The following is a 20439-nucleotide window of genomic DNA, read 5'->3' on the forward strand; positions in this document are numbered from 1 at the left end:
CAGCGAGGCGTCGATACGGGTCTAGCAGCGCATGAGCCGTGCCCATACGGTCGGTCGCGAGCGGAACCCGGCAGACCGGCCGGCCATCTCGGCAGCTTGCCACGATCCGCGGCTCGGGGAAGGCTGGCGATGGCCCGGTCACCTGATCCAAGTCGTGACCGATCCGCCCGAAACCGCTGCCCCCCCGGGCGACGTGACCTGTACGTCGGAGTCCTTCGATCAGCGTGGTCGATCCGGCGGAAGCGGAAACCGCTGCGGCACCTCCCGCGACCGTCGCTTATGGTCCAGGAGATCCAGGGCCCAATCCGGCCTCGGCGCGACGGATGCTTCGTACAATTCACGGTATGCTTCAGGTGTCAGCCAAGTGCCGACGGGATGACGTCCGGTCAGGCGTAGGAAGGCGCTCAGCGATAGGCAAACTGGCGGCGGCAGGCCGACGACGGTCTGGAGAGCGCAGCTTGAACTCTTGCTGCGCTGTCCCACGATACGCGTGTTGATGAGGCTCATGGCCCCGGCCCGGGCATCCGGGCCGACGAGTTCCTCGTCGAGCGGCGTGGGCGTGCCGGGCGTTTCAAGCGCCGAAAGCAACTCGCTCCAGGACTGCCACCCCCACGCCAGCGCGACGACCTGTCGAGCGGTCGCCTCGGCGATAGGCTGCCGGACATTGGCGAGTTGCGCGCGCAGGGCGTGCACCTTGCGGTTTGCGAAGAAGATCGAGGACGGGCGGAACATCGCGGACCATGGGACTGCGTACGGTGAGCCAATGGATTCAGCTCGCTACGGAGCGGTCAAGGCAAGGCCGCGTCCGAAGCTGCTTCGGGTCGCCCCGGCCAGGACGAGGTCCGGCTGGAAAGGCGCCTTGCCCCTTCACCGCCGCCGCCCAGGCGGCGACCTGGTCCGCGACCTGGGCGCCTGTTCCGTCGCCGAGCGCGGGAGCGGTCGGGTACGTTGTCGCCTTCCCCACGTCGGCGGCCGACCCACGTCCACCAGGATCTCTGCAATCCGCCGTGGCCATCCCTCCGCCGTGACGCGAAACTCCCTGTGGATAAATCGCGTCGCCTCTAACCCCGCTTAGATATCCATGTGGACGTGTAACCGTCGGAGGTTAGTGTGGCGCAACGGAGGTGCGGCACCATGGGCGACTCGGATTGGGCGGCGGAGCGGGCTGAGGAATACTGGCGGCTCCACGCGGAACCCGTGCTCAAGCGCGTCGTCATCGACGCCTTCCTGTCCGGAACGGCGGCCGTGCCCCCTGCCTTGGCGAACTGGCTGGCATCGGCGCCCATCGGGCGCGGTGCCGAGGCTGTCACGCCGCCTCCATCCCCGGAGCCTGCGCAGCAGGTGCCGCCAAGCGCCAAGGAGGTCGCGGCACCGCAAGCCGGTCCTCGGCCCAAGAGGTCCCCCCGCCCGCTCAAGGGGGTGAGCGCCGCTGCGTACGACCTCGTCAAGCGCGCAGGCAAGCCCCTGACATCCCGGGAGCTGCTCGGACAGCTGAGGGACTGGGACGGGGGCGAGCGGACCGAGGCGCGCGACAATTCCCTCCTGGCCGCGATGCGGCGGCTTCGCAAGGCCGGTTGGGTCGACTTCGACGGGACGCATTACAGCCCGTCGGCGAAGAGGCCCCGCAGCAAAGGCAGGTCCGGTCCCGCCGGGCCGGGTCGGGTCTGATCGCCCGCCCATGGCAAGGCGAATCCATCGCCTCGCAGATCGGCTCCCTGCGCAGGAAGGCAGGGCGCTGGCGGAGATCGAGACCCGGCAAGCCCGCGGCCTACCGCCCGTTCGACCATCCAACGCAAACATGGACTCGGAGCGCACATGACCACCTCGTTCGGCGACGCGCGTCGCCTGCACGTCCTGTCTCTCGTCGCCCTGCTCTCGGTCGTGACGCCGCCGCGCAGCCGGGCCGCCGACGGAACCATGAGCGAGCACGAGATCGCTCCCGGCATGGTCATCCGCGGCCTGGTCACCGCGGCGGGCGCGCGGGCCTTTCGCCTGATCGTGCGGGGAACGCTCGTTGCCTCCTTGACCGCGAGGGATGGGGCGCCGCCGACCGGGTACTGCCTCGTTGGAGAGTGGTTGTCCGTGCTGGAGGCACTGGCTGCGCCATGGCGCGCGTTCGCCGGCGAGACCTCGCCGCGGAACTTCGTACCGCCGCGCCGGTCGCATTCCGAGCGCTCACCCTTCGTCGCACGGTTCCCGGCGCGCCAAGCCCGCCTCACGGGCCCGAAGCTCGTTCGGTTCCTCGCCGAGTGCACCGCTTCCCTAGGAGCGAAGGACTCGATGCGCGGCGATGAAATCGCCCTCGTCGTCGGCACGCCGGAGACCCGAGTTCGGATCGCGTGCAGCGGTGCCGAACTTCACGTCCTGGTCCATCGAGAGCGGCGCTTGGTCATGGCCGGCACCCTGTCGCGCCTCGACCTGAGTCGGCCCGGGCGCACGCGCTGCTGCATCGGTCGCCAGTGGCTGCCCGAGTTGTTGGATTGGTTCTGGGCCGTATCCGACGATGTCGATCCTGCAGACCTCGTTCGGTTCTGCCAGGGTGCCGCCTCGGATCGGCCCTAGCCGGCGTCGGCCGATGGCGCCGACGCCCGGATGCAGGGCCGGCCCTCGCCAAGCTTAAGCTCTCGCCTCTCGGGCCGTGACGTGTGCCAGGAAGGAGCGCAGCGTGGGTGTACGGCGGTCCTTGTGCGTTCGAGGCGCATACCGCCAACGAAAAAGCCCCGCCTGAGCGGAGCTTTCGTTTGAGGGGAATACCCGCGGGCAAACCCCGACCTCCGATGGCGAGCATCTTCGGTCAGCTGAAAAGACGGTGTGACCCGCCTCCAGCGAGTGAGAGGGATATCGCATATCCGCCTCGCCGGGTCAATGATCGAGGCCCAGCACGGTTCCGAGGAGCGCTCGGATGCCGGCGAGCTCGGCGGGCGAGATGGACGGCAGCGCCGGGCGGCGGTTCACGTTGACCTGCCACAGCCGGACCAGGGAAACGGTATAGATGTGGTCGCAGACGGCCCAAACCGGGTCGGTCTGGTGGAAGAAGGGATACGTGCCCGGCTCGAACCGGAAATGATGGGTGTTGTTCTCCCGGGGCGGGCTCTTGCTCACCGGCACCACCGTGCAGCGCCCGGCGGCGCCGGCCGAGCGCGAGGACACGACGATCGCCCGCCGTTCCTTCTGCATCTCCGGCTTCACGAGGTAGGTGAAATCGCACATCACGACCCGGCCGGGGCTCGGAGCGTGCGGAACCGGCCGCCTGACCTCGGCCGTGCGGCGCGTGACGACCGAACCTTCCAGCGTCGTCAGGAACGCGTCCGCCTTCGCGGCGGCGATGCCGCCGCGAACCAGCGCCGTCTTCAGCTTGGTCCGCTCGTACTGCGCGGTGGCCTTCTCCGACAGGAAGCAGTGGCGCAACGCGCTGGCCACCGCCTCCGCGGCCTCTTCGGCGAAGCCTCCCTCGCACAGCCGGTCGAGGCAAGCCTCGCCGTCGAAGCGGGTATCGGGATGCCGGGAAATCTCCATCAATCCGCCGACGGCGAGCGCCTCGCCCTGGGCGAAGCCGAGATCCGTCATGGCCTTGAACATGCGAAAGGCGTGGGGCACCCCGAGACAAATGCTCCTGCCGATGGGAAGGCGATGGCGTAGCCCGGGCGACGTCGCGTCGGGCAGGCCGAGGGCGAGCCGATCCGTTCGAAGTCGGCAAACACCTCGGCCGACGCCGTATCCGCACGCCGGACCATTGTCATCCCACGCCGAAGGGGCCGAGCGCCGCCGGCGCCCGGGCGCCGCGATCATGCCGGGGCCTACCCGCCGTGGATGCATTCGTTTGAGCGACCAGGCCCGGGGGGGGCGGCACCCGCGCTCGTCATCGAGGCGCCGGGTCCCGCCGCCCGGGCGCGCCGCCTCGGCCTGGTCCCGGGGCACGTTCCATCCGGCGCCGAGAACGACGGTTCCCGACCTTGCCGCACCGCCCGGCGCGGCTATTCGTTTTCATTCAAGAGCGCCACCGCGGCCTCCAGGAGCGCTCGGAACGCGACCGACTGCCGTGCAGCCGCCTCCACGCGCAGCGTCAGGTTCGAGAAAGCCGCGGGATCCTCCGACGGGTGCGCACCGATGAACCGAACCGCGGCGAGATGCAGCGCGGGTCTAGGCTTATGTTGCCCTGCCAATAGCTTCGATATGGTCGCCTGGCTCGCGCCGAGGATCTTGGCAAGGGCAGCCTGCGTAAGCCCGCGCTCTCGACGCACGCGACCGAGGGCAATCGCCAGCGCATGCGCATCCCCGCCGTCAGCCGCCCGCTTGCTTCCGCTCATGAAGTCAATAAAATCGAATGATAACGAATAATCAAGGCGCGCAGGATGCAGGCTCAGACGTCCGGGAGGACGCGGTCGGTCGCGACGATTCCCGCGGACCCGGAGGCCGAATTGATGCCGGGGGTGCGGTGGGGGCGCCCGGAATGGGTGCCGAGTGCCGCGTTCTGGGCTTTCATGGTCGGTCGGGCCAGCGAGCCGGTCGACGGGTTCGTGGGGCGGGAGGTCAGCCTGGCCCACGAGATCGGCTTCTGTCTGCTCGGGGGCTACGGCATCACGGCCGAGGTCAACCACGCGGTCCATCGCGCGCTCGCCGCGGATGGGATCTTCGAGCCGGGCCGTCGTCCCGGGGCCGATGAGATCGAGGCCCTCCTGCGCAGGCCGGTCCGCATCGGCGAAAGGTCGGTGCGCTACCGCTTCCCGAAGCAGAGGGCGGGCAGGCTCGCCGACGCGCTGACGCTCATCGAGACCGATCCTCCGCCGTCGAGCGACGCCCTGGCCTTCCGACGCCACCTGATGCGCCTGCCCGGCGTCGGTCCGAAGACCGCCTCGTGGGTCACCCGGAACTGGCTGGGCTCGGACGAGGTCGCCATCCTCGACATTCACATCATCCGTGCAGGCCTCCTGATCGGCCTGTTCGAGCGGCCGATCCGCCTCCCGCGGGACTACGAGGCGCTCGAACGGCGCTTCCTGCAGTTCTGCGTGGCCCTGGACGCGAAGCCGTCGCTGGTCGATGCCGTCATGTGGCGGGCGATGCGCAACATCGGCCGGGGACCGGTTTGACCGGCGACGGCGGAGGCCGATAAGAAATCAGGTCTCCTTCACCAGTGGCCGGGCAAGCGGGATGTCGGGGGGCAGCAAGAAAAGTTCGGGCCGTCGCCTGGTCGCGCCGGCCGGTGCAGGGCCGGGCGCGCCGAGCTCGACCGCCGGATCGGAGGGCGGGAATGCGCCGACGGGCTCGCCCTGCGACCTCAGTTACGACGTCGAACTGACCGGGGTCCGGGCCGACGTCGTCGCCGTCGTGCGCATCGGCGACGTCCTGGACGTCGCGCTGCACAGGGCGGGTGCGTTCGAGACCGCCGTGTGCCGTACCCGCCCCGCCGGGCAGGTGGTCGGCACGCTGGCGAACGTCGAAGGCCTCGACGAACTTCTCGGTTGCCTGCGCACCCACCACCGCTACGCGGCGACCGTGACGCAGGTCGGCCGCCTCCTCTGTCGCGTCGCCATCGCACCGGTGCTGGGTTGATCGTCGCCGGAGGGTCCTACCTGGAGATCTGCGAGATCCCGCGCTGGCGCCGGCTGTTCGGTTCGGGCGGCCGTGCCGCCGCGGCGGTCGGGCAGCTCTCGCCGGGCAGCAGCCTTCACACCTATGCCTTCGCAGGCTGGGCCCGCGACGTCGAGAGCTCGATGCACGCCTGCGGGGTGACGGCGACGGTAATGCCCATCGCCGAGGAGATCAGCTTCGGCTACTTCCATGCCCTGTCGCCGGCCACGCTGCGGCCCGGCGTGCCGACGCGACACCCGGCCCTCTCGGTCGACGGGCGGGTCGTGCTGCGTTTCGGCTTCGTGGAGGGCGACGCGGTCGTGTCCGCGGAGCGGGCGGTCCACGACCCGCAGGGCGACGACGTTGTCCCGTTCCGCGCCAACGGGTCCCGGGCCGAGGCCCTGGCCGTAGTCCTGAACGAGGGGGAGGCGGAGGGGGCGACGGGCGAGGAGGGGCCGGCCGCAGGCGAGGCCGTTCTCGCCCTGCACGCGGCCGACGTGGTCGTGGTCAAGCGTGGCTGCTCGGGCGCGACCGTCCACCGGCCTGGTCGCGACCCCGTCGCGGTGCCCGCTTATCGATCCGCCCGCGTGTTCAAGATCGGCTCGGGCGACGTCTTCAGCGCCGCCTTCGCGCATCACTGGGGCGAGCGCGGCCTCGACGCCGCGGCGGCGGCCGACCTGGCGTCGCGCGCGGTCCACCATTTCGTCGACACGCGCTCGCTGCCGCTGCCCGCGGCCGCCGACCTCGCCGACCAGGCGCTCGCACCCGTGGGCGGGGAGCCCGGCCGCGTCTACCTCGCGGCCCCGTTCTTCCACATCGCCCAACGCTGGCTCGTCGAGGAGGCACGGGACCGGCTGCACGCCCTCGGCGCGTCTGTCTTCTCGCCGTTGCACGACGTGGGCACGGGGGGCGGCGCCGTCGCCCTCGCCACCGCCGACCTCGCGGGGCTCGACGGCTGCCAAGCCGTGCTCGCCCTGCTCGACGGGGCGGACCCGGGCTCGATCTTCGAGGTTGGACATGCGCGGGCGCGCGGCATCCCAGTGGTCGTGCTGGCCGAACGCCTCGACGAGCATCACCTGACCATGCTGGCCGGCACCGGCTGCGAGGTCGTCGACGATTTCGCCTCCGCCCTCTATCGGGTCGTGTGGGCCTCGCTGCGATGAGGGTTCTGCTGTTTTCCGGCGGCCTCGATTCGACCGCCCTCGCTTGGTGGCAGAGGCCGGACGCCTGCCTGTTCGTCGATTACGGCCAGCGGCCGGCGGCGGGCGAAAGGGCGGCTGCGACGTCCATCGCGGCCGAGTTCGGGCTGCGGCTCGAAACGCTTCAGGTCGACCTGTCCGGGCTTGGCCTCGGGCCCCTGGCCGGCGGGGAGCCCGCCGCGCTCGCGCGTGCCCCCGAATGGTGGCCCTACCGCAACCAGATCCTGGTCACCCTCGCAGGCATGCGCTTCGTCGCGGAAGGCCTGTCGGAGATCCTCATCGGAACGGTGGCGACCGATGTCCACGCCGACGGACGCGCCCCATTCCTGCGGACGCTCGACCGACTGATGCGGCTCCAGGAGGGTGGGGTGCGCGTCGTGGCGCCCGCACGGCACCTGAGCGGGCCGGCCCTTCTCGCGGCGTCCGGCCTTCCCGCCTCGGCGCTCGGTGCGACATTCTCCTGTCACGTCATGGAATATGCCTGCGGGCAGTGCCGCGGATGCGAGAAGCATCGCGAGACCTTGCGGTCGTTCGGCCTGCGGTCCGACGTGAAGGCATCCCGCGCGGCCCCGGACCGACCGGACGCGGCGCGGGCGGAGGGTTGACGAATGGGCGGAGGGCTCCCACCCAAACGCCGCCGCATGCCGTACGGCATGGGACAGGTCCGGACAGGGTCCGACGAGTGCGACCTGACCTTCACGGTCGACCTGATCGGTGTCCGCCGCGACGCCACGCGCGGCCTGCAGGCCGGAGACGTGTTGGAGGTGGACCTCGTGGCCGGCGCGGGCGCCAGCACCGCAGTCTGCCGCACCGCCGACGGGGCGACCGTCGGCGCCCTCGCCGCGTTCCGCGGCCTCGTGAGCCTGCTCGGCTGCCTCGACCAGGGGGTGCGGTTCGAGGCCCTCATCGAGGATGTCGGCGCGACGCGCTGCACCGTTACGGTCACGAGGGCCGAGGCGTGAACGTCGTCGGCGGCACATATTTCGAGAGCTGCGCGTTCCCCGCCTGGGCCGGCCTGTTCGGTTCGGGCGCGCGCGCCGCCATGGCGGTGAGCGCGCTGTCCCCGGGCACCCGCCTGAGCACGTATGCTTACGCCGAGTCGGCCGGCGACCTCCGGGCGACCATGGCCGCCTTCGAGGTCGAGACGGACATCGTCGCCATCGGGGAGCGGCTCGAATTCGAGTATTGGCATCCCCTTCGCAAGAGCTGGGTTCCCGAGGCCGGCCGGCGCTACGCCGACCTGGCCGTCACCGGCGACGTCGTGCTCGGGTTCGGCATGCTGGAGGGCACGGCCCGGCTCACGGCCGGCCGGGCGGTCTACGACCCGCGCTCCGCCGACCCCGCGTCCTCCTTCGTGCGTTCCGGCTCGCGGGCGACGGAGCAACTCGCCTACGTGGTGCAGGATGCCGACTTGGTCCGGCTCGGGCCGCTCCCGGACCCGCGCGACGCCGCGACCGGCGTCATGGCCCGCGAGGGCGCCACGCTCGTCGTGTCGCGCCACGCATTCGGCGGTGCCACGGTGTACCGGGGCGACGCCCCCGGCATCCCGGTGCCGGCGTACGCCGCCCGCCGCTGGTTCAGGATCGGGGCCGGCGACGTCTTCTGCGCGGCCTTCGCGCATTATTGGGGCGAGCGTGGCTTCGACGCCGTGGGGGCGGCCGACCTCGCGTCCCGCTGCGTGGCGTGGTTCAACGACGGGGCTCGGTTGCCGCTGCCTCCGCCGGACGAGCTCGAAGGGATGGAGGCGGTGCCCGGGCGCCCCGCGTCGGGTTGCCGGGTCTACCTGTCCGGACCGCGCCGGACCATGGCCCAAAGATGGCTCTTCGACGAGGCGGCCGCTTACCTCGACGCGCTCGGGTTCAGGACGGAGACGGCGTTTGCGGACGACGGCCCCCGCTCACCCACGCGAGCGAATTGGCCGCCCCGGCCTCGCGTGCCCCATTCAGCCCTCCTAGCCCTGGGCGACGTCGCCGACCTCGGGACGAACCTTCACGTCGGCTACGCGCAAGCCAACGGCATGCCGGTGGTGCTGCTCGCCGAGACGGCCTCCGGCGGGGATTTGACGATGTTCTCGGGAAGCGGCTGCGAGGTGACGCACGATCTCGCCACGGCGCTCTACCGGACGTGTGTGGCATGCCTGCGGTGATCGGCGGCCGGGAGGGCACCCGTTGAGGCCGCCACGGTTTCCACCCGCTCCGGCGCGCCTGCGGGCGCCTGATCGCACGCCGTCCCCGTCCGGACCATCGGGGTCCGGCGATGGAGAGGGCGGGCCGGCGCAGGAGCGCTGGCAGGCGTTCCACGCCTTCCTGGCGGCACGCATGAACTCACGATGGGTGTTCCGCGGCTGCGCGTCGAAGGCCTTCGAGTGCAAGCCCAGCGCCGGCCGGGGCGCCGAGTTCGACCCGCGCCACGAACGGCAACTGTTCCAGGATTTCAAGCGCGAGGCCAGGCTGCACGTCGCGATGCCCGGGGCGACGGATTGGGACTGGCTGGCGCTGGGTCAGCATTACGGTCTCCCGACCCGCTTGCTCGACTGGACGACCAATCCGCTCATCGCCTGCTTCTTCGCCGTTGCCAGCCAGCCCGCGAACGAGGACGCCATCGTGTACGCGCATCCGCTCGGCGGCAGTTCCATGATCGACCCCGAGCGGGGTCCCGGCCCCTTCGAGATCGCCGAGGTCGGCTTCCTGCTGCCCTCCGCCCTGGCGCCCCGCATCGCGAGCCAGAAGGGCCTGTTCTCGGCCCACCCCGATCCGGCCTCGGCGTGGACGCCGCCCGGCATGGCGGAGAACAGCTTCGAGATCCCGCGGGACACCCGCGCGGTCTTCCAGCGCAACCTGTTCCAGCTCGGCGTGGATGCGGCCCACATCTGGGCCAGCCTCGAAGGCGTCTGCCTCTCGCTGACGTGGCAGTACCGCCTCCGAATCGGGCTCGGCGCGGCCTTGTAGCCCCCGCCGCTCGGAATCCCTGGATCATCCGGTCCGGACGACGGCGGTCCCGCCAAGCCGGTGCAGGCTTCGATATTCACCGGCCGGCGCGCCCTCTACCAACGCGCACGGCGTGGGTCAGGCACAGCAAGGGTTGCCCCCGTAGCTGCGCGGGGGTGGTGTGGATATCCTGTCGAAAACCGGACCACGCCTGGGATTTAGCGAACCGGAAGCGTGGGAGGAATTGGGATTTATCCGGGAGCTGCCACTCCCCAAGTCCTTGATGCCACACACCAATTTTCAAGCGAAAGTCGGTGGTGGAGCTGAGGGGAATCGAACCCCTGACCTCCGCAGTGCGATTGCGGCGCTCTCCCATCTGAGCTACAGCCCCGTCGAGGCGCCGGCCTTGTAGGCGCGGGCGGCTCAGCCTGTCAATTCCTGTTTCACCGCCGCCTGCCGCACACCGCTCCCGGTGCTGCCGCGCGGGCGCCCCGAGGATAGCGCGCGGACCTGCATGAACGCCCTGATCTGGCTCTTCGACACGGTCGTCCAGCTCTTCATCTACGTCCTCATCGCCAGCGCGGTCCTGAGCTGGCTGGTGGCGTTCAACGTGGTGAATGTCCGCAACCCGATCGTCGCCCAGATCGGCGAGGTGCTCTACCGCATCACCGAGCCGGTGCTGCGGCCGATCCGCAACCTGCTGCCCAATCTCGGCGGCGTCGACATCTCGCCGATCATCCTGATCCTGCTGCTGCTGTTCATCAGCCGCCTTCTGCACGAATATGCCGTGCCCCAGGCGTATATCTACGCGCAGTAGGATCGAGTGACCGTGAAGACAAATCCAGGCCGGTTCTTCGAGGATTTCCGCCTCGGCGAGACCATCCGCCACGCCACCCCCCGCACCGTCACGGTGGGCGACGCGGCGCTCTACACCGGCCTCTACGGCCCGCGCTTCGCCGTGCAATCGTCGGACGCCTTCGCCCGGGCCCTCGGCTACCCGAAGAGCCCGCTCGACGACCTGCTGACCTTCCACATGGTGTTCGGCAAGACCGTGCCGGACGTCTCGCTCAACGCGCTCGCCAATCTCGGCTACGCCGAGGGCGGGTTCCGGCGGCCGGTCTATCCGGGCGAGACCCTGTCGACCGTCTCCGAAGTGATCGGCCTCAAGGAGAGCTCGAACCGGCAGACCGGCGTGGTCTATGTCCGCTCGGTGGGCTCCGACGAGGCCGGCGAGACCGTGCTGAGCTATTGCCGCTGGGTGCTGGTGCGCAAGCGCGACCCCGAGGCGGCCATCGCCGAGGAGCACGTGCCGACGCTGGCCAAGGTGGTCGACCCGCAGGACCTCGCGGGCGCCCTGCCGAAGCTGTCCGCCGCGGCCTACGATTCGGAGCTCGCCGGCAGCCCGCACCGCTTCGCCGACTACGCGGTCGGCGAGAAGATCGACCATGTCGACGGCATGACCGTCGAGGAGGCTGAGCACCAGATCGCCACGCGCCTGTTCCAGAACACCGCCAAGGTCCATTTCGACGGGCTGGCCGCCAAGGACACACGGTTCGGCCGGCGGCTGATCTATGGCGGGCACGTGATCTCGCTGGCCCGGGCGCTCAGCTTCAACGGCCTGGGCAACGCCTTCGCGCTGGCGGGCATCAATGCCGGCCGTCACGTGGCGCCGCTCTTTGCCGGCGACACGGTCTATGCCTGGAGCGAGGTCCTGGCCGCCGCCGATGTCGGTCGCGACGATGTCGGCCTCCTGCGCCTGCGCACGGTGGCCACCAAGAACCAGCCCTGCGGCGCCTTTCCGGATCGGGCGGGCGAGGGCTACGACCCGGCCGTGATCCTCGACCTGGATTACTGGGCGTTCGTGCCGAAGTAGGGCTGGGCTCGATAGGCGGATCGGTCTCGATAGGGCGGGCTTTCCCTCCCCGCAGGGGGCGCGCGCAGATGTGTTGGTCTCCGCGGCCCGCGTCCGGCGCCGATGTATCGGAACGCTATCGCTCGCCCGGCAGCGGGCGCGATGTCCGACCCTCACAGGAGCGCCGGATGCATCCTGTCCCATCGATGGAGGCCGTGACGATCCGGCCGGCAGGCCTGGACGATGCGCCGGCCATCGCGGCGATCCATGTCGCCGCCTGGCAGGAAACCTATGCCGGGCTCCTGCCCTCTGAAATGATCGCGGCCCAGACGGTGGAGCGCCGCCTCGCGGTCTGGACGCGCATCCTCGGCGATCCGGAATCCGGCACGGCGGTCGAGGTTGCCGAGGGGCCTGCGGGTTTCGTCGGCTTCGGGTCCTGCGGCGCCCAGCGCTCGGCCGAGCTAGTGGCGGACGGCTTCGACGCGGAGGTCAGTGCGATCTACGTCCTGAGCGCCGCGCAGCGGCGCGGGACCGGGAGCACCCTGATGGCGGCGCTGGCGGCCCACCTGCGACGGAGCGGTCATCGTGCCGCCAGCCTCTGGGTGCTGCGCGACACTGCGACGGCCCGGCGGTTCTACGAGCGCCTCGGCGGTGTCGTGGTCGGCGAGCGGGCGGAGCGGCGGGAGCAGGCCACGCTCGTGGAGGTCGCCTATGGCTGGCGTGATCTTGCGGCGCTTCGGCGGGGTCCGATTTCCGGCTGACGGGCTCGCAAGGATGGTTCTGGTCGGGCGACCCAAGAACAAAAAATCAGCGCAGCCCGTTGCGCACCACGCCGGCTTCCACCGCCACCGTGAGGCGGTCCGTGGCCGCCCATTCGACGCCGGCGCGGGCGTTCGGCAGGATCGCGATATCCTCCCGGGTGAGGGGCGGGCTGAACGGGGTCGGCCCGACTCGCAGGGTGTCGTGCACGGCGCCCGCTCCCACCTTGGCGTAGAGCAGCACGTCCGGCGTCAGCAGCGTCCCGACCTTCACTTCGAGCGCGCCGGCGAAGTCACGGCTGTAGGCTAGGCGCCCGAAGCCCGGGGTGAGAGTCCCGTCGAGGCCGGCGAGATAATCCAGGCCGCCGCTGATCCCGTAAAGGAGCGGCCCCTCCTGCCACATCCGGCCGCCCTCGAACCCGAGGGTCGGGCCGGAATAGCTCCCGACATGCCGGGACGTGCCGACGGCGTAGCCGGCCGACAGGCGGGCATAGGAACCGGTCTAGCAGCCGGCATCCTCGACCGGGTCCAGGGCGAAGGACGGCAGCGGCGCGAAACCTACGAGCGGCAGGAACGCCTGGGCGGCGGCGGGGCCGGCCGGCAGCAGGCAGAGGCCGAGGCAGGCAGCGAATCGGCGCGGACGGAAACCGGCGGATCTGATCATGCCGGCATGATAGCCGAACGCGCCGGCGGTGGACCAGATCAGGCCGCGAGGGGCCGATCGCCGACCAGCTGCCGGAACGGCTGCACCATCACGCGCCGGCCGGTGAGATCATGCACGCTGACCTGCCATTCGGACCAGTCCGTCCGGTCGGACAGCGCCCGCATCACATCGACGGCGACCCGGCGCGCCCGCAGGGGAAGCCGCCCGGCTGCGCGGATATCCGCGCCGCGCGCGTCGAACACGCATTCGAGGCCATTGGTGCAGTGGAACCGGTAGCGGGCCATCGGGGCTCCTGTCGCATCCTACGCGATGCCGTCTCGATGTTCTATATATGTTCCTACGTCGATGGAACATCCCCCAGGTACGATCGGCCGCAGGTTCGTATGGATCGGCCCGGGACCGGCCGCCGGCTCGCGCACGATCGGAACCGAGATGCGCGCCCCACGCCCCACGCCCCACGCCCGACGGTCCGGCAATCCGCGCCGGCCGCCGGGCTTCGTGCTCAGTGTGCCGGTGACCGAAGCTTGTCGGCGCCCGCCCTTATAAACCCGTGATATCGCTCACCGCGGATCTCGGGTGTGCAGCGAGTGTGTCGGCCAATGAGTACGATGTTTGTCGGTCAAGCCGATGCAAAGCTCCCGCTGACCTTTTTGCTCCGCTTCTAAGTCTTAGCGTTGACCTGATCGCAATACCTAGTCCTTCCGTCTACCGTGCGGATGGGCCGAAGGATCAGGGTCAGATCGCCCCTGCGTCCGGCTCGGCTCGCCGAGCCTTGCCAGGGTAATCGGCCGGCAAGATGAAGGGGAACGGCCCCGGAGCGCGATCGGTCGTCGCGGCATGGGTGACGACGGCGCCATCCGTCACGGCGTGGAGCAGGAAGCCCGGCGGCTCCAGGACGAAGCACGAGGGGGCGTCGGGCTGCAGGTCCAGGGCGACCTGGTGGGCAACCGAGGGGGCGATCTGGCAGGCGCGACCGCCGAACACGGTCTGGATCGAGCGGTGGACGTGGCCGCACAGGATCCGAGCGACCTGGGGATGCCGTGCGACGATGGCCCCGAGTTCGGCGACGCCGTCGAAAAGGCGCACGGCATCCATGTGGCCGATGCCGGTCTCGAAGGGCGGGTGGTGCAGCATCACCAGAGTCGGCGCCTCCGGCCGGGCCGCGAGGGAAGCAGCGAGAAAATCCAGCGTCTCGGGGGCGAGCGCCCCATGGCTCTCGCCCGCCACGAGACTGTCGAGGCCGACGATCCGGACGGGCCCCCGGTCCACCGTGAAGTTGAGGTAGCCCGCCGCCGGCAGGTAGCCACCGCCGGCGAAGGCGCGGCGGAAGGGCTCCCGCCGATCGTGATTGCCGGGCACGGCGAAGACCGGCATCGGAAGCCGGGCGAACAGTTCCTGAAGGAGGGTGTATTCCTCGTCCAGGCCGCAATCGGTGAGGTCGCCGCTGACGAGCACACAATCCGGCCGGGGCGCAAGGCGCAGCAGCGCGTGGATCGCGTGCTCGGCGAACAGGTTCGTCGCCGAGACGCCGTAGGCGAGCGCCCCGCGCGGCCGGATGTGGAGGTCGGAGATCTGGGCGATGAGCATGGTCAGGCGTCCCTCGGAAATTCCAGGAGCGCGCGGCCCTCGATGGTGAAGGCGGCGAGTTGGCCGGGGCTGAAGGCCAGCCCGGATGGCAAATCGAGGCGTAAGACCTGCCCGGCCACCTCCACGAGAAGTCGCTGGGTCGCGCCGAAGAAGGTGGTGGCGGTGATACGGGCGAGGATGGCCCCGTCGCCCGGCGCGTCGCGGAGGCGCGCCGCCTCGGGACGGAAGCAGAGGGTGGCCTGCCGGTCCGGCCCACCAGCCGGCAGGTCGGCCCGTGTCTCACCCCCGTCGAGGATGAGCCGGCCCTCGCGGACCGGGCCGGCGAGACGGTTCATCGTGCCGACGAAATCGGCCACGAAGTCGCTCGAGGGCCGGTGGTAGATGACCTCCGGCCGGTCGATCTGCACAATCCGCCCCGCCTGCATGACGGCGATCCGGTCGCCGATGGCCATGGCCTCGGCCTGATCGTGCGTGACGTAGACCGCGGTGATGCCGAATTCCCGCAGCAGCAAGCCGATCTCGGTCCGCAGCCGCTCCCGCAGCACGGCGTCGAGGGCCGCCAGGGGCTCGTCGAGGAGAAGGACGCGCGGCTTGATCGCCAGCGCGCGGGCGAGCGCGCAACGCTGGCGCTGCCCGCCGGAGATCGCCGTGATCCGCTTGCCAGCGTGCTCGTCGAGGCCGACCAAAGCGAGCAGACGCGCGGCCTCCGCCCTCCGCTCGGCCGCGGGCATCCCGCGCACCCTCAGCCCGTAGGCCACGTTCTCGGCGACCGTCATATTCGGGAACAGGGCGTAGGACTGGAACACCATCCCGACGTTGCGCCGTTCGATCGGCACCTGGGTCACGTCTTCCCCGTCGAACCGGATCATGTCCGGCCCGTTCGGCCGCTCGAGCCCGGCGATCAGGCGGAGGAGCGTGGTCTTCCCGCAGCCGGAGGGCCCGAGCAGCACCAGGATCTCGCCGGCCGGGACGTGCAGGTCCGTCGGGTGCAGGACGGTGGTGCCGTGGAAGGACTTGCTGAGGCCGCGCGCCGTGATCGCCGCGCCGCGCGGGGGGGCGGCGTTCGCCGAGAGAGTCATGGTCCGAGGCGCTCGCGTCTGGGGCCCGCGACCATCTGCAGGCCGACGAGCGGGGGGACGATCATCACGAGGAAGACGAGGGTGTAGGCGGAGGCGATCTCCAGGCGCATCGAAGCGTAGGCATCCGCGAGACCGACCGGCAGGGTCTTGGTCGTCGGGGTGTGCATCATCCAGGTGAGGTTGAACTCGCCGACGGAGAGCGTCACCACGGTGAGCGATCCGGCGAGGATACCCTCGCGGACATTCGGCAGGATCACGTCCACGAACCGCCGCCAGATCGGGGCGCCCAGGCTCGCAGCCCCCTCATCCAGCACCCGCCAGTCGATGGTCTCCAGCACGGCTATCACCGCGCGGAGCATGAAGGGCAGCGTGAACAGGACGTGGCCGACGGCGATGAACAGGGTCGATTGGCGGAAGGTCCCGAACCCGCCGTAGGTGATGATCAGCCCCAGCGCCAAGGCGAGGCCGGGAATGGCCACCGGCAGGGTGACGAGCTCCTCGACAAGGCGGGCGACGCGCCCACCCCGCCGGACCAGAGCATAGGCCCCCGGAACCCCGATCAGCAGCGTCAGCACCAGCGTCGCCGCCGCGACGATCAGGCTGCGCAGGATCGTGTCGGCGTAGAGGTCCCAGACTTGAAGGACCCAGGTGAGGGTCAGGCCGGCGGAGAGGCCCCGTGCATAGTTCACGCTGAGGCCCGCCACGATCGACAGGAGCACCGGCAAAGTCAGGAACAGGATCAGGAGGGCCGTGAGCCCGATCCCCGTCCAGGTCGTCCAGCGGCGGCCCATCTCAAGCCCCCGGCGCGCGCAGGCGGGCGAGCACCAGGGCGAGCCAAGTGACGACGCCCAGCGCGATGGACAGCGCCGCCGCCATCGCGGCGTTCGTGGCCAGGGTGAACTCGGTGTAGATCAGCATCGGCACCACATCGACGTTCGTCGCCAGGGTGAAGGCGGTTCCGAAGGCCCCCATCGCGGTGGCGAAGCAGAGGGCGCCGCCTGTGTAGAGCGCCGGAAACAGGGCGGGCAGCACCACGTCCCGCTGGATCGCCAGTGGCCCGGCTCCGAGGGAGCGCGCGGCCTCCACGAGGGCCGGATCGAGCGTCTCCGCCGCCGCCAGGATCGTCAGCAGGACCCGCGGCACCGAGAAGTACAGGTAGCCGAGGAACAGCCCGATCAGGGAATAGGCGAAAACGACGTTCGTGCCGGCCACCGCCTTCGTGACGCTGCCGACGAGGCCGAGCCGTCCCCCAAGCAGGATCACCATGAAGCCGACGACGACGCCGGGAAAGGCGAGCGGGAAGGTCAGGAGCGACAGGAGCAGCCCCCGGCCGGGGAAGCGCCGGTTCGCGAGAGTCTGCGCGGCAACGGTCGCGATAGCCAGCGTGGCGGCGGTGGTCGCCAGCGCGAGCAGGAGCGTTGCGATCAGGCTCGTGCGATAGCGGGGCTCGGTGAGGATGGCGAGGAAGGCCATCGCCCCCCGCTCGCCCCCGGCCGCCGTCGCCCCCAGCCGCGCCAGCGGCAGAATGAGGAACGCGAGCGTGAAGATCGCGAGCGGCAGGATCAGGAGCAGGTCGAAGCGCCGGGTGCGCACGGGGTCTCTCGGGGCAAGGTGGGAAGGGCGATGCCGTCATCGCGAAGGAGGTCGCGCCAGGGACATGGAACGCCTCGCGGTGTCCGCGGCCCTGGATCGGTTCGCCTTGCGCGCGAAGATGGAAAGGCTCGGGACGTCGTTATCGGACTTCGGCGAGGTAGCGCTCGGAATAGGCCTTCTGCGCGCCTTGAGCCTTGCCCCAATCGACGGCCTTGGCGCGGGCATAGTCGCTCGCGGGCAGGAACTTGTCGGCGATGTCCTGCGGCATGGCGATCGGCAGGGCCGGTCGCAGATAGGCCCGCGCCCAGAAAGCCTGCCCCTTTTCGGAGAGGAGATAGTCGAGCACCGTCTGCGCTTTCTCTGTGTGCGGTGCGTTCTTCACCAGGGTCATGACGTAGGGGAAGCTCACGCTGCCCTCGCAGGGAAGCACGAAGGCAAACCGGCCCTTCTCGGTGTACTTCGCCCGGTAGGCATTGAAATCGTAATCGAGCAGGATCGGGATCTCGCCGGAGACGACGCGGGCATAGGATGTCTGCTTGGTGACGATGGCGTTGTTCTTGGCCAGCGCCTTGAAGAACGCGATGGCCGGGCTGAAATCGTCGAGGCTGCCGCCGAGGCTGAGATTCACCGCGACCGAGGAGACGTAGCCGACGGCGGCCGAGGTCGGATCGAGATAGCCGACGAGGCCGTCATAGGCCGGCTTCTTCAGGTCGGCCCAGCAGGCGGGAACGGGGGCGCCGTTCAGCGCATCGACGTTGACGAAGAGCCCCAGGGTACCCTGGTGAACCGTCCACCACCGGCCCTGCGGATCCTTCAGCCCCTCGGGAATCGCATCGAAGCGCGCGGGCTTCCAGGGCTGCACGAGGTCCTGGCCGGCGGCGGCGATGCCGGCATTGACGCCGAGATAAGCGATATCGGCGATGGGGCTCGCCTTCTCGGCGATGATCTGCGCGATCGCCTGGCCGGAATTCTTGTTGTCGGCCGGGATGTCGATGCCGAGATCGGTCTTGATGTCCTTCAGCATCTGGCCCCAATTGGCCCATTCCGGAGGGCAATTGTAGCAGATCACGTCTGCGGCCTTGGCCGTTTGGGCGGGGGCCAGTGCGAGCCCGGCGAAGATCGCGAGGCTGGCGAGGGTGCCTTTGAGCATCATGGCTGGATCGGTCCCGTTGCGTTGATGGGGGAGAAGGAGCGTCGATCCGATCGGAACGGCGCGATGGTCTCGCCGGGGATGAAGGTGAAATCCGCGCGTAGGTGGCAGGGCGCGCGCCCGGCTTGGGCGATGCCGAGCACCATCGAGGCGGCGAGCACGCCCATGGTCCGCGAGGGCTGGACGATGGTGGTGAGCCGGGGTGACATGTGCCGGGCGATGTCGATGCCGTCGAAGCCTGTCACCGAGACATCGTCCGGCACCCGCAGGCCCATCCGCCGGAGCGACGCGATGACGGTCACGGCCAGAAGATCGTTCGAGACGACGATGGCGCTCGGCGCATGCGCCTGGAAGACCGGCGTCAGGTCGACATCCTCGGCCGCGTCGACGAAGTCGACCTCCTGGGCGGGAAGGGCGGGGAGTCCCGCGGCCGCCATCGCGTCGCGATAGCCTGCGTGGCGGCAGGCCGCGCGGTCGGAGGAGGCGAAGCGCCCGCCGAGAAACAGGATCGACCTGTGACCGAGCCTGATCAGCTCCCCGGTGAGGCGCCGCATCGCCGCCCTGTTGTCGACGGAGACGGCGCCGAGCCCGGCCGGGACGTTCTCGTTGTAGACGGTGGCGGCGGGAAGCCGCTGACGGGCGACCTGCGCTAGGGCCTCGCTCGTGGCCGGATCACAGACCGTCATGACGAGCCCGACCGGGTATTCCGCCATGAGGGCCGCCACGATGCCGACCTCCCGGGCGGTGTCGTAATGCGTCTGCGCCAGGATCACCGACAGGCCGTTCGCCTGAGCCGCCTGCTCCACGCCGGCGAGGACGCCTGCAAAGACGGGATTCGTGAGGCTCGGCACAAGAACGCCGAGGACGGCGCGCTGGTTGTCGCGGGCGGGCGACAGGGGAAAGCCGAGTTGCAGCGCCGCCTGCACCACGCGCTTCTGCATCGGCCCGCTCACAGGGCCGTTGCCCGTCGCGACGCGGCTGACCGTGGCGATGGAGCAGCCGGCCTTCGCCGCCACCTCCCTGACCGTTGGGGTCCCGCCGTCCATCACCCTCGAATCCCAGCCCGCGACGTTGCGGCGGGGCTTTATGGATCGGCCATCTTGATGACTGGATGACGGTGTTTCAGCCGTTTTCAGCGGCCGTGATGAGATGCCGGCGTTTCGATCACGGGCACTTGAGAACGCCGGACGGCCGCAAACTTGAAGTGCGACTGGAAGCTCCGGCGTTACTCCAATAACCGAGCAGTGTCGGAGGTTATTGTCGATGGACCGCGCACCGTTTCACCGGGCGGGCCGCACGGCTCGCGAACATATCCGACAGGATTGTCGACGGGCCTCAGGAACCCTTCCATCCTCAACGCTGCGGGCGCCGCGACTTCCGCTTCGGCTGCACCCGACCTGTCCAGCGCCGCGAGCCCTCGGTCGAGCCTGATCTCTGCCCTCATGGGCTGGATGCGAGACGACCTTCATCATCGTATGCAAGTTCGGCAGAGCCTCAGAAGGCCACGTTCCGCAGGTGAGGCGTTAGGACAGGGCCGTCGAGAGGCCACCGCCCACGGGTCCCGCGGCGTGTGTCATTGAACGTCGCGTTTGACCCAAACCGCGCCGGGATGGTGTCCGAGGGGGGCTGGCATCGGGGACCTACGAAGCTTGACTGGGCGACGGCGATTTGCGGATCCCCGCCCTAGGCACAACCTCGAATAGTCGCACGCCGAGAAACGCAACGTCGCGCCGAGATCCTGAAGAAGCCGATTTTAAAGTCCGCTGACTCTGCCCTATGACGGCCTCGGTCCCCCCCGCGGGGGCCCGCCCGGGTCCATATCAGCTCCTCCGGAAGCCAACGCTCAAGCACGTAAGCCAGGCAAACAGGCTCTCATGCCGTAAACCCTCGAACGCCGCGACGGCGGCCCAGTCGTAGACAATCGCGTCAACGTCACGCTTGCCCAGCGCTGGCTCGATGCCTCGAGTGCCAGGAAGCACCCTCACGCATTCGGGTTGGCTCGGTGATCGAGCAGGCCTGGACGCGCGCCGACAAACTTCGCGCGCCCAGGCCGACACACAAC

The 20439-nt window shown here is 69.8% G+C and carries 24 protein-coding genes and 1 tRNA gene; 12 read left to right on the top strand and 13 right to left on the bottom strand.

Annotation, left to right across the window (positions count from 1 at the left end):
- Positions 1 to 219: 219 nt before the first annotated feature.
- Positions 220 to 732 carry a hypothetical protein gene (locus AKJ13_RS30135; protein ID WP_003596786.1) on the bottom strand — a complete coding sequence of 171 codons (513 nt, stop codon included), beginning with the start codon at positions 730 to 732 and terminating at the stop codon, positions 220 to 222.
- A 402-nt stretch (positions 733 to 1134) separates the two neighbouring features.
- On the opposite strand from AKJ13_RS30135, the gene AKJ13_RS02090 reads away from it, so the two are divergent.
- Both AKJ13_RS02090 and AKJ13_RS02095 read left to right on the top strand, forming a co-directional pair.
- Positions 1135 to 1668, top strand: coding sequence for a hypothetical protein (locus AKJ13_RS02090; RefSeq protein WP_003596784.1), 534 nt, complete (start codon positions 1135 to 1137; stop codon positions 1666 to 1668).
- Between the two features lie 147 nt (positions 1669 to 1815).
- Positions 1816 to 2562, top strand: coding sequence for a hypothetical protein (locus AKJ13_RS02095; protein ID WP_003596783.1), 747 nt, complete (start codon positions 1816 to 1818; stop codon positions 2560 to 2562).
- Positions 2563 to 2862: 300 nt separating this feature from the next.
- Here the strand turns inward: AKJ13_RS02095 and AKJ13_RS02100 are convergent, their stop codons facing one another.
- Complete coding sequence (locus AKJ13_RS02100) at positions 2863 to 3597, bottom strand: type II toxin-antitoxin system PemK/MazF family toxin (RefSeq protein WP_003596782.1); 735 nt, start codon at positions 3595 to 3597, stop codon at positions 2863 to 2865.
- Positions 3598 to 3974: 377 nt separating this feature from the next.
- On the bottom strand, positions 3975 to 4307 hold the full coding sequence (locus AKJ13_RS02105; RefSeq protein ID WP_003604320.1) for a helix-turn-helix transcriptional regulator: 333 nt from the start codon (positions 4305 to 4307) through the stop codon (positions 3975 to 3977).
- A gap of 114 nt (positions 4308 to 4421) precedes the next feature.
- Between AKJ13_RS02105 and AKJ13_RS02110 the strand changes: the two genes are divergently transcribed.
- The 7 genes from AKJ13_RS02110 (at position 4422) to AKJ13_RS02140 (ending at position 9715) form a co-directional block, all read left to right on the top strand.
- Positions 4422 to 5087 (top strand): hypothetical protein, encoded by a 666-nt coding sequence (locus AKJ13_RS02110; protein ID WP_012455859.1) that lies wholly within the window; start codon positions 4422 to 4424, stop codon positions 5085 to 5087.
- Positions 5088 to 5148: 61 nt separating this feature from the next.
- Positions 5149 to 5550 carry a hypothetical protein gene (locus AKJ13_RS02115; protein WP_003604318.1) on the top strand — a complete coding sequence of 134 codons (402 nt, stop codon included), beginning with the start codon at positions 5149 to 5151 and terminating at the stop codon, positions 5548 to 5550.
- Entirely contained in the window at positions 5547 to 6731 is a 1185-nt protein-coding gene (locus AKJ13_RS02120) for a PfkB family carbohydrate kinase (protein ID WP_003604317.1), read from the top strand. Before AKJ13_RS02115 ends, AKJ13_RS02120 begins: the two co-directional genes overlap by 4 nt.
- Positions 6728 to 7372, top strand: coding sequence for a 7-cyano-7-deazaguanine synthase (locus AKJ13_RS02125; protein ID WP_003604316.1), 645 nt, complete (start codon positions 6728 to 6730; stop codon positions 7370 to 7372). The genes AKJ13_RS02120 and AKJ13_RS02125 overlap by 4 nt, the downstream gene beginning before the upstream one ends.
- Before the next feature lie 36 nt (positions 7373 to 7408).
- Positions 7409 to 7729, top strand: coding sequence for a hypothetical protein (locus tag AKJ13_RS02130; RefSeq protein WP_017484369.1), 321 nt, complete (start codon positions 7409 to 7411; stop codon positions 7727 to 7729).
- Positions 7726 to 8913 carry a carbohydrate kinase family protein gene (locus AKJ13_RS02135; RefSeq protein ID WP_012455858.1) on the top strand — a complete coding sequence of 396 codons (1188 nt, stop codon included), beginning with the start codon at positions 7726 to 7728 and terminating at the stop codon, positions 8911 to 8913. The genes AKJ13_RS02130 and AKJ13_RS02135 overlap by 4 nt, the downstream gene beginning before the upstream one ends.
- A 172-nt stretch (positions 8914 to 9085) precedes the next feature.
- Positions 9086 to 9715: an FRG domain-containing protein gene (locus tag AKJ13_RS02140; protein WP_003604313.1), complete on the top strand. Its 630-nt coding sequence runs from the start codon at positions 9086 to 9088 to the stop codon at positions 9713 to 9715.
- Positions 9716 to 10009: 294 nt separating this feature from the next.
- Here the strand turns inward: AKJ13_RS02140 and AKJ13_RS02145 are convergent.
- A tRNA-Ala gene (locus AKJ13_RS02145) sits at positions 10010 to 10085 on the bottom strand.
- A 123-nt stretch (positions 10086 to 10208) separates the two neighbouring features.
- Here AKJ13_RS02145 and AKJ13_RS02150 point away from each other — a divergent pair.
- From AKJ13_RS02150 to AKJ13_RS02160, 3 genes are all read left to right on the top strand, one after another.
- Positions 10209 to 10511: a YggT family protein gene (locus AKJ13_RS02150; RefSeq protein ID WP_007567711.1), complete on the top strand. Its 303-nt coding sequence runs from the start codon at positions 10209 to 10211 to the stop codon at positions 10509 to 10511.
- A gap of 12 nt (positions 10512 to 10523) precedes the next feature.
- A complete protein-coding gene (locus AKJ13_RS02155) occupies positions 10524 to 11567 on the top strand; it encodes a MaoC family dehydratase (protein ID WP_050732135.1) in 1044 nt (347 codons plus the stop codon).
- 167 nt (positions 11568 to 11734) lie between these two features.
- The gene (locus AKJ13_RS02160; protein ID WP_050731878.1) at positions 11735 to 12307 is read left to right on the top strand and encodes a GNAT family N-acetyltransferase; all 573 of its coding nucleotides are present in this window, start codon (positions 11735 to 11737) and stop codon (positions 12305 to 12307) included.
- Between the two features lie 46 nt (positions 12308 to 12353).
- Here the strand turns inward: AKJ13_RS02160 and AKJ13_RS32520 are convergent, their stop codons facing one another.
- The 9 genes from AKJ13_RS32520 to AKJ13_RS02200 all read right to left on the bottom strand — a co-directional run bounded on the left by AKJ13_RS32520 (position 12354) and on the right by AKJ13_RS02200 (position 19423).
- Positions 12354 to 12707 carry a hypothetical protein gene (locus AKJ13_RS32520; protein WP_244471486.1) on the bottom strand — a complete coding sequence of 118 codons (354 nt, stop codon included), beginning with the start codon at positions 12705 to 12707 and terminating at the stop codon, positions 12354 to 12356.
- Positions 12708 to 12806: 99 nt separating this feature from the next.
- Positions 12807 to 12968, bottom strand: a complete 162-nt coding sequence (locus AKJ13_RS32525; protein ID WP_244471487.1) for a hypothetical protein — start codon at positions 12966 to 12968, stop codon at positions 12807 to 12809.
- Between the two features lie 38 nt (positions 12969 to 13006).
- Positions 13007 to 13252 carry a hypothetical protein gene (locus AKJ13_RS02170; protein ID WP_007567703.1) on the bottom strand — a complete coding sequence of 82 codons (246 nt, stop codon included), beginning with the start codon at positions 13250 to 13252 and terminating at the stop codon, positions 13007 to 13009.
- Between the two features lie 451 nt (positions 13253 to 13703).
- Entirely contained in the window at positions 13704 to 14555 is an 852-nt protein-coding gene (locus tag AKJ13_RS02175) for a phosphodiesterase (RefSeq protein ID WP_050731879.1), read from the bottom strand.
- A 2-nt stretch (positions 14556 to 14557) separates the two neighbouring features.
- Complete coding sequence (locus AKJ13_RS02180) at positions 14558 to 15634, bottom strand: ABC transporter ATP-binding protein (protein ID WP_050731880.1); 1077 nt, start codon at positions 15632 to 15634, stop codon at positions 14558 to 14560.
- Complete coding sequence (locus AKJ13_RS02185) at positions 15631 to 16425, bottom strand: ABC transporter permease subunit (RefSeq protein WP_050731881.1); 795 nt, start codon at positions 16423 to 16425, stop codon at positions 15631 to 15633. The genes AKJ13_RS02180 and AKJ13_RS02185 overlap by 4 nt, the downstream gene beginning before the upstream one ends.
- A gap of 1 nt (position 16426) precedes the next feature.
- Positions 16427 to 17227, bottom strand: a complete 801-nt coding sequence (locus AKJ13_RS02190; protein WP_050731882.1) for an ABC transporter permease subunit — start codon at positions 17225 to 17227, stop codon at positions 16427 to 16429.
- A 139-nt stretch (positions 17228 to 17366) separates the two neighbouring features.
- Complete coding sequence (locus AKJ13_RS02195) at positions 17367 to 18377, bottom strand: ABC transporter substrate-binding protein (protein ID WP_200905579.1); 1011 nt, start codon at positions 18375 to 18377, stop codon at positions 17367 to 17369.
- Entirely contained in the window at positions 18377 to 19423 is a 1047-nt protein-coding gene (locus tag AKJ13_RS02200) for a substrate-binding domain-containing protein (RefSeq protein WP_050731884.1), read from the bottom strand. The genes AKJ13_RS02195 and AKJ13_RS02200 overlap by 1 nt, the downstream gene beginning before the upstream one ends.
- Positions 19424 to 20439: the final 1016 nt, after the last annotated feature.

The sequence above is a fragment of the Methylobacterium sp. ARG-1 genome, from assembly GCF_001262595.1.
GTDB lineage: Bacteria > Pseudomonadota > Alphaproteobacteria > Rhizobiales > Beijerinckiaceae > Methylobacterium > Methylobacterium brachiatum.